The organism is Chitinophaga cymbidii, from assembly GCF_007992715.1.
GTDB classification, from domain to species: Bacteria; Bacteroidota; Bacteroidia; order Chitinophagales; family Chitinophagaceae; genus Chitinophaga; species Chitinophaga cymbidii.
In genome coordinates this window covers 1,056,690-1,072,744 of record NZ_BKAU01000001.1, presented here as the reverse complement: position 1 = coordinate 1,072,744, position 16,055 = coordinate 1,056,690, and the positions used below count along the sequence as shown (strand labels likewise).

The following is a 16,055-nucleotide window of genomic DNA, read 5'->3' as shown; positions in this document are numbered from 1 at the left end:
AAATTCAGTAGTAATACGCTTTACAAATATTGATGGGTGTTAGATCTTTGGGCTGTCATCACAAACGGCCTGTCCATCATTCTAACCCCAAATGGCAATCGCCGGTGCAGCTGCTTATTTTGCTGCACCGGTTTCTTTTTTACCGCTCATTATCAGCCGGAAAGCTCTTTTTAAAATGTTTCCGGCACTTTTGGAAAGTTGCAAATAATTCCTATTTTTGCAGCCCTGCAAAGCGTAGGTGAGGTGCCTGAGAGGCCGAAAGGAGCAGTTTGCTAAACTGTCGTACGGGTAACACTGTACCGCGGGTTCGAATCCCGCCCTCACCGCTTAAAAAGGTACGGGATGTAGCGTAGTCCGGTCATCGCGCCTGGTTTGGGACCAGGAGGTCGCAAGTTCGAATCTTGCCATCCCGACAAGCTTTAAAAATGCTCCGAGATACTTGCCAGTCAAGATTCCCGGAGCTTTTTTATTTTCCACTTCCGCGGGGGCGTTCTTCAATCCCGATCTTAGTTTTTGGAATAATGCCACGGGCCAGCTGTACGGCATCCGCTCCATTCCTTCCAACGTGCTCGTAGGGCCGGATGGTGTTATCGTAGCCAAGAACCTCCGCGGCGAGAAGCTGTTCAGCAAACTGGAAGAACTGTTAGGCCCTGCCTCCGCCGGAGAATAAATCAGGATACTCTCCTGAAAGCGCCATCTAGTTTGATCGCTTCCTTCAAAAGCTTTTTTATAGGTCTTTCATCGATCTCCTCCGGGGTATGATAGATCTTATAGAAAATTTGTTTGTTCGTGCCGTGCGACAGAAAGCCATCGCGATCATTTAGTTTGTTCCCATACCAGAAACCTAAAAGAACGCCTTCTTTGATACCTCCCCGAGGAACAGTTGACGGCCATATGATACAGATGCCTTTATGCCCATAGAAGAAGGGTACATTGTATGATATTTTCTCTTTGCAATACTCCGGCAGCGCTTCAATGACTATCTGCCGCAGCACATCTACAATGATCCTTTCGTCTTCAGGAAGAATGGAAAACAGTTCAACCAGGTTGCGGATTTTCATCGGAGTGGTCATTTTTGGCGGGGCTCATAATAAAGCGCTATAACACCGGATGCGAAGGTTTTTGTTTTTATCAGTTTAAGCATTATTCTATCGCTGATATTTTCGAAGAGCTGCAATCCCTTTCCTGCTATAACCGGGTGAACGCAGAGCTGGAATTCATCGATCAAACCAAGGTTCAATAAGGTTATGATCAGGCTCCGGCTGCCTATTAGAATGTCTTTGCCTGCTTGTTGTTTCAGCGCTAGGACTTCTTCCTGAATATCCTTCTTTGCCAGCGTTGCGCTTTCCCATTCAACATTTTTCAGCGTACGGGAGAAAACAACTTTGGGAATGTTGTCTATTGCTATGGCAAATTCATCGTTTGATTTGTTGCCGGTCGGGTTTTGGGCCACAGCCGGCCAATAGCTTTCCATGAGCTGGTATGTTTTTCTTCCATATAAAATGATGCCTGAATTACGCAGCAGATCGGTGTAATGCTGATGTAGTTCATCATCCGCTATGCCCGCTGTGTGGTCGCAATTTCCATCAAGCGTCATATTGATGCCTGCAATTATTTTTCTCATGACTGATTGAGTTTAAATGTTAGAACTGCAATTCCGCACGCATAAGGCGTTGCATTTATCAGGGACAGTTTTTGCCGGTGTTCAAGCAAATCAAAAATCCTCAGACCTTTGTTGATCATCACCGGGTTGACAAAAAAGTTGAACTCGTCAATCAATCCTTCTTTGATGAGCGAGGAAACGAATCCCGCACCGCCATACACGATCATGTCTTTACCTTCTTTGCTTTTGAGGTTTTGAATGGCAGTTGCAAGGTCGCCGTTTTCCACAACAGCATTTTTTCCATCAATTGATGCCATTGTTTTGCTGAAAACAATTTTTGACATGCTGACCATCCGGTTCGCGTATGCAAACTTTTCATCCAATGTCTTGTCGCCATTTTGAGCTTGCAGATCGTTCACCGTTTCTTCGAAATGTGGAATAAAAACAGTTGCCATTTTTCTGCCGAGGAGAATGATGTCGCAGCTATCGCGCAGGTTATCCGCGAACGCTTTTAACTGGTCGTCATAGTTCCATGTCCGCCAGTCGAGGTCACCCTCCGGGCCTCCGACATATCCGTCAACAGATATTTGCATTAGTAGTTTCAGGCTTCCCATTTTATGATGCTGTTTCATAAAAGTAATGATAGGTTTTCACAACCATAGCGGTTGAATATGACATTGTGAGGGGTCTTTTACGACAAATTGGCTAATTATGCAAAAAGCCGGTAAAACATACGCTTTACCGGCCTTTGTTATTTCACAGGTATGACGGGATGTTATTTGTAATTAAGGATGTTCACCGCTATTTCATAAAAATCTTCTCCCTTCCTGATGAAGACCGGCGTTTCCCCCCAGGCTTTTATAGTGTTCAGGTACACGGAAAAGATATGCTTTTCCGGCGCAGGGGAAAGATATACCGGCATGAACCCGTAGTTGGAGTAAGGCGTGCCGCCATGGTTGAGCAGCGGTGCGCCGGTTTCGCTGTCCATAAATTCGAATACGTACGCGTAGTCGCTGATCCCGTCAGGAACGCCATCCGGGAGAATGTGGTAATCTCCTTCATCTACGGAATTTCCGATATCACGTATCATACCCACTTCGTGCCTGATCTCATTAAAGTCCTGGTCGTAATACATAATATACATTTTTACATCTACCTTGTTGAAAGGGATCAGGTCCTGCGCGTAATTGGAGACTTTCAGCTTTATATGCCCCGGCGGCGGGGCGGTTTCGTTATCCAGGGCCCTGGGGTCGATAAAGCTGACGGGCGATGCAAGCGTAGGTTGAAACAGGATGTATTCATCAGCTGTTCCGGATTTTACGTCAATCGTCTTCTCGGCCACGGTTTCCCCCGTCCGGATATCATAAAACTCAAACTTTCCTTCTCCTTCCACTACCTTGATTTTTTTTTGACTGAGGTCCCACTTGATAGGATACCCGTTATACTTTGCGGCGATGAAGATGCCCTGTCCGCTATTGGCCAGTGCAACCCGGCTTGCATCAAAAGATACATCTACAAAATCTGTCCAGGTTTCCACCGGTTCCGCTTTCTGACATGCGCCCAGTGCAGCTGCCAGCAGCAGGGAACGGAAAGTATTTTTTATGTTGTTGTACATAGATCGGAATTTTAACAATGACTAAAACTTGTAAGTAGCAGAGATGCTGAAGCGGAGCCCTTCCTGCCTGCGATACATGATCAGGTCGCCATCTTCTTTTTTATAACCGTTATTGCCTTTTACCAGGTTGTACTTGGGTTGACCGCTGTTGTCGTTCACATACTCGTATGCTTTTGCGTTCACATAGTAGCGGGTCCATTCATTCAACAGGTTGGCCGCATTGATCTTGACTTCCAGCTTTTTCTTCAGGAACCTTCCATACAACTGGAAATCCAGCAGCCTGGGGGCCAGTTCAAATTCAATGGCGTTCGGGTCTTTCATGATCAGATTGGAGCGGTATCCCCGATGATTGTAACTCGCCGTTGCGCCAAAATACTCTCCCCAATACCCGATGCCAATGTTCAGCAGCCAGGGCGATTGTCCGATCAGCGGACGGTCCATGCCCGGAACCCGTTCTTTGTATCTTTCAATGACACCATTCACCGTTCTGAACTCCCAGGGCCCTTCATAATCGACCTGCGATTTCAGCAGCGTTCCATTCGCATAGATGAACAGGTCTGCCAGCCATGACCTGTCGGCAATGAAGGAAAGGTTCTTGCGCAGCTCCATTTCGAGGCCGTAGTTCCTGGCAGCAGCCATGTTGGCATAAACGTAGTAGTTGCCATCCTGAAAGGAAGGATTATTGACCAGTTCGATCGGTTTATCAAGATACTTGTAGTACCCGGTCAGCGAAATGATCTCGCCGGGACTGGGGTACCATTCCAGGCGGAGGTCCACGTTATCTACCATGGAAGACACTACATCCTGCCCGGATACGTTGGCATCCAGCTCGTAATCATAAAAACCGAAGAAAGAGGTTTCCCGGAAATCCGGCCGTATAGCGGTTTTGGAATAGCTGGCCCGGAGATTCAATGTATTGGTAAAGCTGTAGGTCGCGTTGATGGACGGCAGTAATTGCCAGTCCTGCTCTCTGGTTTCTTCCTGGAAATCCAGGTAATCAGGGATGTCGTTGCCATACCGGCGCTTCAACAATTCAGCCTGCCGGTTGCTGAGGTCATAATATTCCAGTCTTGCGCCATACACCAGCCTCAGTTTATTAAACAGTTTTTGATCGGCCATCAGGTATATGGAGTGATTGTTCATGCTGCCGTTGAAGGCCCTTCCACCGATATTCTCCGCATAGTAGTAAGCCTGGTTGGTACCCGCTCCCACATTGGCGGGGTCCATCAGCACCTCATAAGGCATCTGGATATTTTCCAGGATCTCGCCGGCTTTTGCGGATCTTGTCATCGGCAGCATCCGGAATACATCAAGTTCGCGCTTTTTCGTCCAGCCCTGGTAACCGAGCTTGACAACCGTTGTCAGTGCAGTTCCCATGCCGAATGGTCTCGAAAAATTAGCCGCCCAGTTATAATCCTGTTCATTGATGCCGGTCCACATCCTGGAGTCCAGCGCCACGGTATTGTTGGACCATCCGGAATGGGTCAGCAAATTGGGGCTTTGGAAATAATATTCATTGCCAACCTGGGCGGTAAGCCGGTATTGCAGCTTTCTTTCGTCCAGTATCTCCTGCCTGATCTTGTTATAAGCCAAAAGGCCATCGAACCGGATGCCTCCGGGCAGTTGGTATTCACCGGTGAGTTGGTGTTGCTGGAGAGACATGGCTTCCGGCAACTGGTACAATTCTTTCCGCATCGGGTTCGTTTCGTCCCTGTAATCAAGGCGTACGGACTCATTGTAATTATCACTATAGGTACGGGCGTACATATTTTTCAGCGCCACCTTGAAGTTTTTCCCCTGAAGCCCCAGGTTGCCCACTAACCCGCTGCTGCTGTTGAAGCGGTAAGAGGTCCCTGCTCCGTTCTGTCCGTATTTTGTACTGTCTATATAGCTTTTTGTAAATTCCTGTCCACGCACATTATTGAAATGAACGATGTTCTGCTCGTTGCGCAGGTTGGCGCTGGCGGAAAAGCCGAACTTCATGTCATTCTTCAGGTTGTACACGCGGCCCAATGCCACGCGGTAGTTCTGGTTGGGCGCTCCGGTATATTTTACTGTTTTCAGGGCGGCGTTATCCAGCTTCCGGGACTGTGCGATCGCATCGAGATCATTATATTTCAGATCCGGGCGTTCGTGGTTCAGGCTCCAGTCGTCCAGCACCGGATCGTTGCTGGTGCCGGGAGGGGCGTCCAGTTGAATGGCATCATTGTTCCAGTACCAGGGCAATAAGCCTTCGGGTTTCCTGGCGGATTTGTCGAAGAAGCCAAAGTACTCGCTGTTGTGGCGTTCACCAAGCCGGTAAAAATCCTTACCGGTGGTCTGGCTGTTGCCGCCGGTGCCGATGGTGATGGTGGTGAAATTCTGTGTGGGGATGTCCAGCGTATTGATGGACACCTGGCCGCCGGAGAATTCGGAACTCATATCCGGTGTGGCGGTTTTATTCACCACTACGTTGCTCACCATTTCCACGGGGATGATGTCGAAAGAAAAATTCCTTTTATTCATGGAAGTGCTGGGGATCACCACGCCATCCAGCATGGCCTGGTTGTAGCGGTCAGACATACCGCGTACGATCACGGTTTTGTTATCCACCGTTGTCAAACCTGAAACCCTTCTAAGCGCCTGCCCCATGTCGTTGTCCGGCGTGCGTGCGATCTGCTCGGCGCTGATGCCGTCCGTTACCGTGGCGGCGTTCTTCTGCCGGGTATAGTGCCCTTCCACAGAGGCTCTGTTGTAGGTGGACGATATCACTACCGTGCCCAGCGTTTTGGTGGATTGCGGCAATACGATGTCCAGCGCGGTTGCCTTGCCTTCCTTCACTTGTATGCCGGTAATGCGTTTCGACTGGTAACCGGTGTAACTGACTTCAATGGTATAGGTGCCCGGCGGCAGGTTGAGCTTGTAAAGGCCCTCCGCATTACTTAACACCGCTTTGCCGCTTTGTAAAATTTTGACGGTGGCGAAAGGTAATGCTGTGCCTTTACCATCGATGATCTTACCGGCGATGCTGCCCGGTTCAGTGTGCGCGGCCGCACCGGAAGCAGCGCCGGGCCTGGCGATCACTACCACAGATGTTCCCGCCTGCTTCCAGCTGAAGGAAGTATGGGCCAGCGTTTGCTGCATGACTTCTTTCAGTTCGGCATTGCTGAATTTCGCCGCCGGCAACCGCATGGCGCCGATTTCCTTTTCATCAAAAGCGATGGTAACGCCGGATTGCTGCTGCAGCGCTTTTAATCGCTGGATCAGGGAAGCCGCGGGGAAATCCGCCGAGATCCGTTTGTTTAACACCCCTTGTGCGTAGCTTCCGATGCAGGAAAGCAGCAGCACCATTGCCAGCAGCACAGACTTGCCGCCGGCGCACCGTTTCCCGGTACTACACTGTACAGTTTTTTTCATACTTTTATACTGTTTGAATAGAACAATTGCCATCTCCCAATGGCGATCCTGCTGTCCCGCTCCAACGGGACAGTTTTTTAGTGAATAATAAGCGTATCTCTTTCGATGGAATAGCGGGTGTTGTATAAAGCGCACAGGGTTTCGAGCACGCTTTCCAGCGAGGCGCCCGCCTGAAAGCTGGCTGAAAAGGCAGTATGCCTGATGCGTTCGTTTTTGCTGTTCAATACGGCGCCGTACCTCAACCTTATCCGCAGGGCCAGCTCGTTAAAGTCCGCTCTGTCCAGCACAAAGCGGCCATCCCGCCAGCCATTCTGTCCTGACGATTCTCTGTGAACAATAGAAAACTCGCCGGTAGCCGGGTGGTAGTCGAGTTGCATGTTTCGCGTAAGGGTGTCCAGCACATTTGTATTGTATCCCACCTGTACCCGGCCTTCTGTTACGGCCACCTGCAGCTTTGAAAGCTCCCGGTATGCCCGGATATTGAATGCGGTGCCCAGCACCCGGGTTTGCAGGGAATCCACATGCACGATAAAAGGTTTGCTGAGGTCTTTTGCCACTTCGAAGTAGGCTTCGCCTTCGGTGAGCCATACTTCGCGGGTGGTATCGTTGTTGGAGGTGTTCCTTACCTGCAGGGAGGAGCCGTTGTTCAGCCATATTTCCGTTCCGTCCGGCAGCGTGATATGCTTTTGTGTGCCCGGCCCGGCCAGGAATGTGGTGAATGTGGGCTGCGCGGTATGCTGGCGGGAAGGCTTTGAGAAGTATTGCACCATTCCCCATATGCCCAGGCCGGTGATCGCGGCTGTGGCTGCGTACCGGGCAATCGGGCGCATCCGGCGGATGCGGGTAGTCCGGGTGGTGGAGGTTTCCAGCCCGAGATTGGCCGTGACCTGCTGCCAGGTGCTTTCCTTTAGCTGCCGGGTATGTTCTTCGTTCATCCAGTCGGGGCGCTGCATATCGCCGGTAGCGTCATACCAGCGGTCTACCAGTTCCTTTTCCTGCCGGCCGGAAGTATTTTGCTGATAGCGCCTGAATATTTGCTGAAAGAAATTCATAATAGTACGTGTTCAGTACTATTACTGCCGAAAGAGAGATTTTATACTTCTGACGGGTGTTACCAAATTGTAAACAATCATTACAGGCCGAGGAAAACGATCGTAGCGGCGATGAAAGCGGATGGCGCCTGCGAGGGCTGGTCGCTGTAAAACCGTTCTACGCAAACCTTCAGTCTTTTAACAGCCTGCGACAGCAGGTTACGGACGGTTTGCTCAGATAAGGATAAAAGGAGCGCTATTTCAGCCACGGAATTTCCTTCTTCGCGGCTGAGCCGTATCACTTTCTGCATGTTGGCGGCCATTGCGGAGATTTCGAGATCGATGTGCGCCTGCAGTTCTTTTGATATCAACCCCTCCAGGATGCGCTGCTCCTGCAAGGCCAGCAGCTGACCAAAGGCATGATAGCAAACCTCCTGTTTTCGTGTATTCGCGAGCGTATCTATGACGCGGTATTTCAGCAAGGTAAACAGGTAGGGCGCCAGCGACCCGTTTTGAGTGGTAAGGGCGTGCCGCTTTATCCAGATGCTTTCCATGATATCCTGCACAATATCCTGTGTGACCATAATATTGCCCAGCCGCTTTCCCGCGCTGACGTACAGCTGCTCCCAGTAGCGGTCATATATTGCCGCAAAGGCGCTTTCATGGCCTGATTGCATCAGTCCGACCAGTTCAGCATCGGTGAAGGAAGAAAAGGTATCAGGTGGATGCATTGTGGTGCGAAGGTAGTTTTGGCAGGTTAACTTAAAGTTAAGGAGCCTGTTCATAGACTTTCGAAATTTTCCAAACCCCATTCGACCGGCATTGACCGTTATTCAATACCGGATAGCCGGCCGTTGAACATTTTCTATGCTCCGGTTTGCCGGCCTTCGACAGCCGGTAATTGCTTCGCGAACCTTCTTTCAGGAAGTAATGTTATATTTATTATTCATCTAAATACATTTTTATGGCAAGACAAACTTCTTTGTTCACCTTTACGGGGAAAGCCGGCAATATGATCGGCTATTACCGTGACGGTAAACACTACTTCCGCAGCATGCCGGAAACCGTCCGGCAGACTGCGGCTACCAGGCGGGCTGCCCTGGGCTTTGGCGCAGCCAGCAGAAAAGGGCGCCTTATTCGCAGTGCATTCGCAAGCGAACTGGATGTTCGTTTCGATGGCAGCCGCGTCAACCGGTTAAACAAAGTTCTTATCGAAGCCGGCAGGAATAATAACGCCCCTTTGGCAGGTTTCCGGTTCAATCAGCATACGGGAACAGACCGGTTTTTCACGGAAGCGCCCACGCTTTCCCGGAACGGCATATTCCACATTCCCCCGCAAACATTGCCACAGCTCAAAGGCGTCACCAGGCTGGAAGTAAAAGTGATCGCCGCCCGCATCAACTTCGCGGAACGCCGGGTGGTGGGCACCGAAACCGCCCTGATTATGCTGGACCCGCGGGAGGCATTTGCAGGCGCGGCGCTGGACGTGGATGTATCGGGTAAGGGAACACTGATAGTGACCATGCAGGTAAGAGGCATGTACGGCGCGCAACCTTCCGGTAACAGGAAGTACCTGGCCGCTGATATCATCGCTGTGATGGAACCCAAAACAGGGGAAATATTTCACAAGGCGGCACATCCGCAGGAGCTGGTATTGCGGCAACGGCTTCAGTCACTGTTTCCAGCTCCAGCTGTGGTGCAGCGGGAATAGGCCATCTCCGCCAGAAAGCTGTATTCAGATGAGTTAATATATCTATTGAAAGCCACATTCTCCTTACATTATATTTTCATTTTCTGCTGCAAGTCTTCGCTGCGGAAGGCTTTCTATTGTCTTAATATTCCTTCGCCCCATTATTCCCCAATTTTTCAACTTCAGATCAACCACAGATCATCTCCGCATCAAGTCCACCTTGCCTGGTGTGATCCTTCAGCGATCCTATAGAGATCAAAGCCCCATACACTACCTCAACCCGGTTATCATTTGCCGCAGTATCTTTTTAATTCCTGCTCCGCGTCTTTGTTGCCCAATTGCTTTGATTTCAGGAAACTCTCGCAGGCCAGATCTGGTTGTCCCGTCTTTAAATAAACGAAGCCAATCCAGTAATGACAATCCCCTATCATATAGTTCTGGCTTATTGACGCATGTAAATCATTGAAAGCGTGCTGAAGACTATCAATATAGAAGTAAGATATGCCCCGCTCAAAATGTATTGCGCATCCCTCAACATCAAATTCGGTCAGATCAACGAAATCGTTTGGTCTCGCATCGAAATATAGTACTGGCCCGCCTTTTGAATCAAAAGCTTTATTGTAATATTTGATTGACGTCCGGTAGTCTTCCTGTCTTTTATAATCGTTACCTGTATTAAATAGCGCAAGTGTATTGTCAGGATCAATTGATAGCGCCTTCTGGTAGTCATGAATAGCACCTGTATAATCCCCGAGTGCTGATTTATCCGCGCCACGATTGATGTAGGCCCCCACATATTTGCTGTCTTTTTCTATCGCCTTGTCAAGCAGTAAAATGGCTTCCTGATATTTCCCTTTCTCCGAAAGGTTATTTGCTTCGTTTAAATAATCCCCGGCGGACTTACATCCAAAGCTTGTGAGGATAATTGTGAAAACCAGCAGCGGGCTCAAAGGCCGGCATCGGTTAAAAATGCTTACTATTCCATCTTGGTAATTGGCCATAAATGTCCAGATGTTTTAATAACAGCTTATTTTCTAAAATTTTTGGACAGTCGGTAAACTCTTCATTGTGTGTTACATACCAGTATATATCCAGCGCCTCAATTCCTTCGAAGAGCATCTGCCGCCTCCAGGAATTTCGTCTTGGCTCACCAAACTGTTTCCCGTTTACCAGCCGGTCTTTTAGTCCGCCAAGTCCTGCTTTGCGAATAAAAAGTGAGCCATCACGTTTAATTTCTCCGGAACGCCCGACATAAATAAGTTCTATTTTCCCACGTTTTAAGGCATAAATAACGTAAACACCACTCTTGTCTGCCGGAGCGTTGCAAACTTGCGCTAAGTTGTCAACAGATGAAAAGAAAAAGTGGTTAGCGTGTTTGTATTTGATAAGTTCGTCAAACATGTAGTCGGTTTTTGGATTTCTCCGCCGGCAAAAAAAATTAGATACTTCACTACTTAACGGATGTAATCCAAACATACGCCAAATAATTTTGGTATTTGCTTCCCGGAACAATCCTTCGGTTCCTGCCAGGCTGGTTTTTAGATGGTTTAGTGCTTGAGAGTGATAAATATTCAACTTGCGGAGATAGTTCGTACTTTTTCCTTTTAGTTTACTTATCCATCTCATAGAGGAGGCGGGCCGTTCTTTTGCACAAGCCGCTCTATCTCTTTCGCCAGGGTTTTCTTTTCCGACGGTGAGCGCGTCAGCCGGATGGCGGTGGTATAATGTGCGATGGCTTTACCGGTATCAATGCCGGCGTAGAGGTAACCAAGCAGGGAATGATAATAATTGATCTCTTCCAGTCCCAGCTTCTCCGCTTCCACAATGGCGGATTCGTTGCCATACACTTTAGCGAAGGCGAACGTGCGGTTCAGCGCCGTCATGGGAGAATATTCCAGGAGGATGAGCTGGTTGTATAATTCCAGAATGTGCGCCCACTTGTTTTTATTTGCCGGAGCGGCATGCCAGTAGGCGATCCCGGCTTCCAGGTGGTATTTGGAAAGGTCGTTGCCGGAGCAGGCGTTCACGAAATAATAATTACCCTTTTCGATCAGCTCTTTGCTCCACAGCGTTTTATCCTGCTGCTCAAACAGGATCGCATCTCCCGCATCATCGGCCCTGGCATCCAGGCGCGAGCTTTGAAAGCACATCAACGCCAGCAGGGCATTGGCTTTGGTGGTATTGGTCAATGGGTTTTCAACCAGGATAAGCGTCAGCCGGATGGCTTCCGAGCAAAGATCTTTCCGCACCAGGTGATCGCCGGACCGGGAGAAATATCCTTCGTTGAACAGGAGGTACAGGGTCCGCAACACGGTATCCAGCCTGGACCGGATAGCGTCTTCTGTCAACTGTTTTATCTGGAAATTATCATTGCGCAGACTGGCCCTCGCGCGCAGCAGTCGTTTTTTGACGGTTTCTTTGCCGGTGAGGAATGCATTCGCGATCTCTTCCACACTGAACCCGCAAAGTATTTGCAGCGCCAGGCATATCTGCGCTTCCGTGGAGTTGGCCGGGTTGCAGACGGCGAAGATCATCGCCAGCTGGCTGTCCGCAATGGTCTGTTGGGTGAAATCAAAATCAGGTTCCGTATGCGCTGCTTCCGGCTGAATATTTCCTTTGATGCGTGTTTCGAAAATGGAAAGCCGTTTGAGATGATCTTTCGTTTTGTTTTTGGCAACGGTGTAAAGCCAGGCGGTGGGATTCTCCGGAATGCCGTTTACGCCCCAGGTTTCTGTTGCTTTGAGGAAGGTTTCGCTGGCAATGTCCTCGGCTGTTTCAATATGTTGCAAGCCAAAATGACGGCACAGCACGGCCGTCATTTTGGAATATTCCAACCTGAACAGGTGTGGTAAAAGCTCATTAAGCTTTTTCATCCGGCGTTAATATGGTCCGTACTTCCACGCTGCCGCCCATTTTGAGGATGGGGTTGGCTTTCGCCAGTTCAACGGCCTCTTCGATCGTAGCGGTTTTCACCACCATATAGCCGGTGATGAATTCCTTGATTTCGGTGAAAGGGCCGTCGGTAACAATGTCACCGGGTTTTACGGTCTTTGCGTTGGCGTATGCCAGCCGGTTGCCTTTATCAGCCAGCTTGTTCTGCGCGGCTACGCTGGCCAGCCAGTTCATCCTTTCCTGCATTTGTTCCGGCGAAGGGCTGCTGGTAGGAACGCTGCTGAGCCGGAAGATCAATAAGAACTCTTTCATGTCGTAAATTTTATGGTTCGATCTAATAACGATCGACATTCCCCAATGGGGACAAATTATTTTTACATCGCCATCAGCACGGCTACATAATGGCAAATAGCCGCCACCAGCACGAAGGTATGCCATACGGCATGGCTGTACGTCCGTTTGTCCATCATATAAAAGATCACGCCGACCGTATACAGGCCGCCGCCGATGGTGATCAATATCAATACGGAAAGCGGCAGCTCGTCAAAAAAACGTCTTCCGCCTACTATCATGATCCATCCCATCAGCAGGTAGATGATCGTGCTGATAAAATCGAACCGGCCCGTGAACCAGCTTTTGAAAAGCACGCCAACGACCGTCAATCCCCACAATACGGATAGCAGCGAGATGCCGAAGGCATCGTTCATATAAACGAGCAGGAACGGCGTATAGGTTCCGGCAATGAGAAAATAAATGCTGATGTGGTCAAATACGAGAAAGATCTTTTTGATGGACGTTTCAATGGAAAGATGATATACGGTGGAGCTGGTGAAAAGCAGCAGGAAGCAGAAGCTGTACACCCCCGCGCCCACCACGCCCGCGGTATTGCCATGCGCCGCCGCCAGCCCGATCAGCACCGGCAGCCCGCTTACTCCAAATGCGATCCCCAGGCCATGGATCAACCCATTGACGATTTCCTGCTTACGGCTGTATACAAACATTTTTATGCTAAAATAGGCATTTATAGCGGGGCGGACTGCTGTGCGGCGATGATTGATATCAGTTTTTGCTGCCGTTTCACATGACTAACGTTTCATTTTGCAATGATGCGTTAATGTTGCGTGATCCCGATAAATGATTTTCCGAAATCCTGTCCGTAGCTCTCGCGGTATTCCTTCGCAAATTTCTCGTACGTTTCTTTCGCCATGCTGTGCCGGCCGAGATGGATCAGGCTTTTGCATTTGTACAGCAGCGCTTCTTCGTTAAGGTTGTCGAAATGAAAAATGGCGTTGGTGATCTTCACGATCAGTTCCGCTTCCGTATGAGGATCGGCCGCCGCGGCATATTTCAGGAGGATGTCGATCACCTGTACCGAAATGTCGAATTTCAGCGGGTCGAGCCACTCGTAATGCGTGGTGCGCAAAAATGCGCCGCGGTGCACGATGCTCAGCAGTCCGTTGATGGAAGGAGTGTTCAGCAGCTGGATATACTGGGCGTAGTCGATATAGATATGCTCCTGCAAGGCTTCCAGCTTCCATTTGCCGGATTCCCTGCCGATGTGGAACTCGCCGATTTTTTCCAGGATGGCTTTCAGCTTGACGATGTTCACGGAGAAATTGTTCCGCGCATCTTTCGGCAGTTTGTCGTTCCACAGGATATCATACAGCTCCTCCGTGGCAATACCCTTCCCGTCTTTCATGGAGTGAACGAGCAGGAGGAGGAACAATTCCTTCAGCAGCGGCGTGAACTGCTTCGTGATATCATGTCCTTCGCGGTCGAACACCTCAAATTGCCCGAAGAGGTAAATGGCGGAGGTATCCGGACTTTTCACTTCCTCTTCCTCAAACAGCAAAGGTGTGGCTTGCTTTGCAGGTTTGCGCTTTCTTGCCAGCCACACAACGCCAAGCACCGCAACCAGGCCAATGCCCGCCAGCAGGTAGAACCAGTAGCCCCGGCCGCCCGTGGCGGTGACCGCCGCCGGCTCTGCGGGATTCGGCGGGAAGTCCAGCGTATAGACCTTCACGCTGGAAATCTCGTCTTTGGAATGATATAACGTAACCGCGATCAGTTTCTGGTTGACGGCGGCGTAGAAAAGATCGGCGAAGGAACGGATGTCATAAAACGAATAAGGAATGGAATCCCCGATCAGCTGGTACTCCGGTTTATGCAGCGAGCCACGGATCAGCTGGAGGGAGGAATTGAACTGGTTGTTCGGATAGATCAGCGCGTAATATTCCTGTGCGGCGCTGTCGATCACCAGGCTGTTGGCGAAGCAGAACTGCCGCGTTGGTTCCGGCAGGCGGTAGCGCAGATGGAAAGTGCTGTCCGCGATGCTGTAAGCCGTCAGTTCATAATTATACCGGGGATTGACCGCCTGGTCGCCGGTGTTGCTGCCATATCCGCCCATGATGAAAGCGGTGTCGTTCGTTTCATTGAGGCCAAGCGCCGCGAGGTAACGCGGCATCAGCGTATCGCCCCTGGTAGGCACCACCGTCCACTGCCGCGAAGGAAAGTGATAGCGTTGCACCAGGTTTTTGTAACGCAGCTGGCCGTAGCCGCATACAATATATAAAGAGGAGTCCCGGGGCGAGAGGAACTTGTTGGCCTGCCAGTATTCCGTCAGCTCCGTGGAAGCAAACGCCGAATCCCAGGTGCGTTGCAGCGAATCGTAGGTGCTTACCTTCCGTTCGTCGATATAGAAATTGTAGAGTTTGTCGTGATGATGATCGTACACCGACTGGTTCCCCGCCGGCAATATCTCCCGGCTGCGGGCGTAAGGCTTCCCGGACAGCGTCATGTTGCGGAGGGACAGCTGGTAGAGGGAATCTGTCGTGATGATGTAAAGGATCTCTCTTTTTTTGTCGAATGCGGTGCTGGGGGCGCCCGTCGTTTCAAAAGCCGCCACCTGCTCCCAGTGCTGGTGCCGCGGTTTCACCCAAATGGGGTTCTTCACCTGCGCGGTTCGCTGCTCCACCTGGTCTTTCGCCACCGTTCCGGCGCTTTCGGAGAGCGGGTAATAATACCGCAGCTGGCCGTCTTCCTTGATGCGGATGTCTTTGATGCGCATTGGCGGTACGTCCAGCGTCTGGTATCCTTCAAAACTGTTGGTGCCGAAAAAGACGCGGCAGCAGGGTGCGGGAGAAAGCACCAGCCGGCCGCGGGACACCAGTTGGTCGTTATAATAAAAAGAAGCCTCCTTCTTTTTTTCATCAAAGCGGAAGCGAAACCGGTTCCAGCTCCGGAATATCTGCGCCGAATCGATCACAAAGCTGCCGATGATGATCTCCCCGACCACAAAATTGAACGTAGCCAGCCGCTGATTATAAACCAGGTCGATATTCTGATGATCGCTCGTGAGCAACCGCATCACATATCCGAAATAGGTTTCCTGGTTCGGCCGCAGCATCAGGTCGAAGGAAATTTCCGCAACGTTCCGCAGGCAAACAGGGTCCACTGGCGTCAGGTTCAGCGAGGTCCTTTTTTCAGGCACCACCTCATGACTGGAAAATTCCAGGCCGTGTGACTGACCGCTGGCTGCCTGAACAGATAATATAATATAGATTAAACAGTAAAAATATTTCCTCATGGGAGGCTTGTTATCCAATGAGCTGTAAAGTACTCAATTTCTTATTCAAAAATAGCCGCAAGCCGATCTGGCGGCACTTATACGTAATACTTACACTTAAAAAAGATACGAAAATCATCCATCGGATTATAAAATTAATACCGTTTTATTTATTTGGTAATCAGTCAATTGATAAAATTAATAAAATTAATTTCCGGGTTAACGTTTTCGTTAATGCTTTTGTTAGTGACTTGAGGGTTTAT

15 protein-coding genes and 2 tRNA genes are annotated in these 16,055 nt (G+C 49.8%); 4 read left to right on the top strand and 13 right to left on the bottom strand.

What is annotated here, in order from left to right; genetic code table 11:
- The first annotated feature begins 237 nt into the window (after nucleotides 1-237).
- The 3 genes from CCY01nite_RS04220 to CCY01nite_RS04210 all read left to right on the top strand — a co-directional run bounded on the left by CCY01nite_RS04220 (nucleotide 238) and on the right by CCY01nite_RS04210 (nucleotide 670).
- Nucleotides 238-326, top strand: a tRNA-Ser gene (locus tag CCY01nite_RS04220).
- Nucleotides 327-338: 12 nt separating this feature from the next.
- Nucleotides 339-413 (top strand) — tRNA-Pro (locus CCY01nite_RS04215).
- 26 nt (nucleotides 414-439) lie between these two features.
- Nucleotides 440-670: a peroxiredoxin family protein gene (locus CCY01nite_RS04210; protein WP_222614307.1), complete on the top strand. Its 231-nt coding sequence runs from the start codon at nucleotides 440-442 to the stop codon at nucleotides 668-670.
- Nucleotide 671: 1 nt separating this feature from the next.
- Here CCY01nite_RS04210 and CCY01nite_RS04205 read toward each other — a convergent pair whose 3' ends face one another.
- The 7 genes from CCY01nite_RS04205 to CCY01nite_RS04175 all read right to left on the bottom strand — a co-directional run bounded on the left by CCY01nite_RS04205 (nucleotide 672) and on the right by CCY01nite_RS04175 (nucleotide 8,376).
- The gene (locus tag CCY01nite_RS04205) at nucleotides 672-1,061 is read right to left on the bottom strand and encodes a DUF1801 domain-containing protein (protein ID WP_186830887.1); all 390 of its coding nucleotides are present in this window, start codon (nucleotides 1,059-1,061) and stop codon (nucleotides 672-674) included.
- An 8-nt stretch (nucleotides 1,062-1,069) separates the two neighbouring features.
- The gene (locus tag CCY01nite_RS04200) at nucleotides 1,070-1,624 is read right to left on the bottom strand and encodes a dihydrofolate reductase family protein (RefSeq protein WP_146858098.1); all 555 of its coding nucleotides are present in this window, start codon (nucleotides 1,622-1,624) and stop codon (nucleotides 1,070-1,072) included.
- Nucleotides 1,621-2,235 (bottom strand): dihydrofolate reductase family protein, encoded by a 615-nt coding sequence (locus tag CCY01nite_RS04195; RefSeq protein ID WP_146858096.1) that lies wholly within the window; start codon nucleotides 2,233-2,235, stop codon nucleotides 1,621-1,623. Before CCY01nite_RS04195 ends, CCY01nite_RS04200 begins: the two co-directional genes overlap by 4 nt.
- Before the next feature lie 143 nt (nucleotides 2,236-2,378).
- Nucleotides 2,379-3,218: a hypothetical protein gene (locus CCY01nite_RS04190; RefSeq protein ID WP_146858094.1), complete on the bottom strand. Its 840-nt coding sequence runs from the start codon at nucleotides 3,216-3,218 to the stop codon at nucleotides 2,379-2,381.
- A 21-nt stretch (nucleotides 3,219-3,239) separates the two neighbouring features.
- On the bottom strand, nucleotides 3,240-6,614 hold the full coding sequence (locus tag CCY01nite_RS04185; RefSeq protein ID WP_186830886.1) for a TonB-dependent receptor: 3,375 nt from the start codon (nucleotides 6,612-6,614) through the stop codon (nucleotides 3,240-3,242).
- Between the two features lie 77 nt (nucleotides 6,615-6,691).
- Nucleotides 6,692-7,666 (bottom strand): FecR family protein, encoded by a 975-nt coding sequence (locus CCY01nite_RS04180; protein WP_146858090.1) that lies wholly within the window; start codon nucleotides 7,664-7,666, stop codon nucleotides 6,692-6,694.
- Nucleotides 7,667-7,746: 80 nt separating this feature from the next.
- A complete protein-coding gene (locus tag CCY01nite_RS04175) occupies nucleotides 7,747-8,376 on the bottom strand; it encodes an RNA polymerase sigma factor (RefSeq protein ID WP_186830885.1) in 630 nt (209 codons plus the stop codon).
- Between the two features lie 233 nt (nucleotides 8,377-8,609).
- Between CCY01nite_RS04175 and CCY01nite_RS04170 the strand changes: the two genes are divergently transcribed.
- A complete protein-coding gene (locus tag CCY01nite_RS04170) occupies nucleotides 8,610-9,356 on the top strand; it encodes a hypothetical protein (RefSeq protein ID WP_146858086.1) in 747 nt (248 codons plus the stop codon).
- Nucleotides 9,357-9,622: 266 nt separating this feature from the next.
- On the opposite strand, the gene CCY01nite_RS04165 is transcribed toward CCY01nite_RS04170, so the two are convergent.
- From CCY01nite_RS04165 to CCY01nite_RS04140, 6 genes are all read right to left on the bottom strand, one after another.
- Nucleotides 9,623-10,336, bottom strand: coding sequence for a tetratricopeptide repeat protein (locus CCY01nite_RS04165; RefSeq protein WP_146858084.1), 714 nt, complete (start codon nucleotides 10,334-10,336; stop codon nucleotides 9,623-9,625).
- Nucleotides 10,299-10,961: a hypothetical protein gene (locus tag CCY01nite_RS04160; protein WP_146858082.1), complete on the bottom strand. Its 663-nt coding sequence runs from the start codon at nucleotides 10,959-10,961 to the stop codon at nucleotides 10,299-10,301. The genes CCY01nite_RS04165 and CCY01nite_RS04160 overlap by 38 nt, the downstream gene beginning before the upstream one ends.
- Entirely contained in the window at nucleotides 10,958-12,208 is a 1,251-nt protein-coding gene (locus CCY01nite_RS04155; protein WP_222614306.1) for an RNA polymerase sigma factor, read from the bottom strand. The genes CCY01nite_RS04160 and CCY01nite_RS04155 overlap by 4 nt, the downstream gene beginning before the upstream one ends.
- Nucleotides 12,195-12,539 carry a YciI family protein gene (locus tag CCY01nite_RS04150; RefSeq protein WP_146858080.1) on the bottom strand — a complete coding sequence of 115 codons (345 nt, stop codon included), beginning with the start codon at nucleotides 12,537-12,539 and terminating at the stop codon, nucleotides 12,195-12,197. Before CCY01nite_RS04150 ends, CCY01nite_RS04155 begins: the two co-directional genes overlap by 14 nt.
- Nucleotides 12,540-12,601: 62 nt before the next feature.
- Nucleotides 12,602-13,228: a PAQR family membrane homeostasis protein TrhA gene (gene trhA / locus CCY01nite_RS04145; protein ID WP_146858078.1), complete on the bottom strand. Its 627-nt coding sequence runs from the start codon at nucleotides 13,226-13,228 to the stop codon at nucleotides 12,602-12,604.
- A gap of 110 nt (nucleotides 13,229-13,338) precedes the next feature.
- On the bottom strand, nucleotides 13,339-15,813 hold the full coding sequence (locus CCY01nite_RS04140) for a galactose oxidase (RefSeq protein ID WP_146858076.1): 2,475 nt from the start codon (nucleotides 15,811-15,813) through the stop codon (nucleotides 13,339-13,341).
- Nucleotides 15,814-16,055: the final 242 nt, after the last annotated feature.

Coding starts and splice junctions, on each gene's coding strand:
- CCY01nite_RS04205 (WP_186830887.1), bottom strand. CDS start 1,061: ATGAAAATCCGCAACCTGGTTGAACTGTTTTCCATTCTTCCTGAAGAC.
- CCY01nite_RS04200 (WP_146858098.1), bottom strand. CDS start 1,624: ATGAGAAAAATAATTGCAGGCATCAATATGACGCTTGATGGAAATTGC.
- CCY01nite_RS04195 (WP_146858096.1), bottom strand. CDS start 2,235: ATGAAACAGCATCATAAAATGGGAAGCCTGAAACTACTAATGCAAATA.
- CCY01nite_RS04190 (WP_146858094.1), bottom strand. CDS start 3,218: ATGTACAACAACATAAAAAATACTTTCCGTTCCCTGCTGCTGGCAGCT.
- CCY01nite_RS04185 (WP_186830886.1), bottom strand. CDS start 6,614: ATGAAAAAAACTGTACAGTGTAGTACCGGGAAACGGTGCGCCGGCGGC.
- CCY01nite_RS04180 (WP_146858090.1), bottom strand. CDS start 7,666: ATGAATTTCTTTCAGCAAATATTCAGGCGCTATCAGCAAAATACTTCC.
- CCY01nite_RS04175 (WP_186830885.1), bottom strand. CDS start 8,376: ATGCATCCACCTGATACCTTTTCTTCCTTCACCGATGCTGAACTGGTC.
- CCY01nite_RS04170 (WP_146858086.1), top strand. CDS start 8,610: ATGGCAAGACAAACTTCTTTGTTCACCTTTACGGGGAAAGCCGGCAAT.
- CCY01nite_RS04165 (WP_146858084.1), bottom strand. CDS start 10,336: ATGGCCAATTACCAAGATGGAATAGTAAGCATTTTTAACCGATGCCGG.
- CCY01nite_RS04160 (WP_146858082.1), bottom strand. CDS start 10,961: ATGAGATGGATAAGTAAACTAAAAGGAAAAAGTACGAACTATCTCCGC.
- CCY01nite_RS04155 (WP_222614306.1), bottom strand. CDS start 12,208: ATGAAAAAGCTTAATGAGCTTTTACCACACCTGTTCAGGTTGGAATAT.
- CCY01nite_RS04150 (WP_146858080.1), bottom strand. CDS start 12,539: ATGAAAGAGTTCTTATTGATCTTCCGGCTCAGCAGCGTTCCTACCAGC.
- trhA (WP_146858078.1), bottom strand. CDS start 13,228: ATGTTTGTATACAGCCGTAAGCAGGAAATCGTCAATGGGTTGATCCAT.
- CCY01nite_RS04140 (WP_146858076.1), bottom strand. CDS start 15,813: ATGAGGAAATATTTTTACTGTTTAATCTATATTATATTATCTGTTCAG.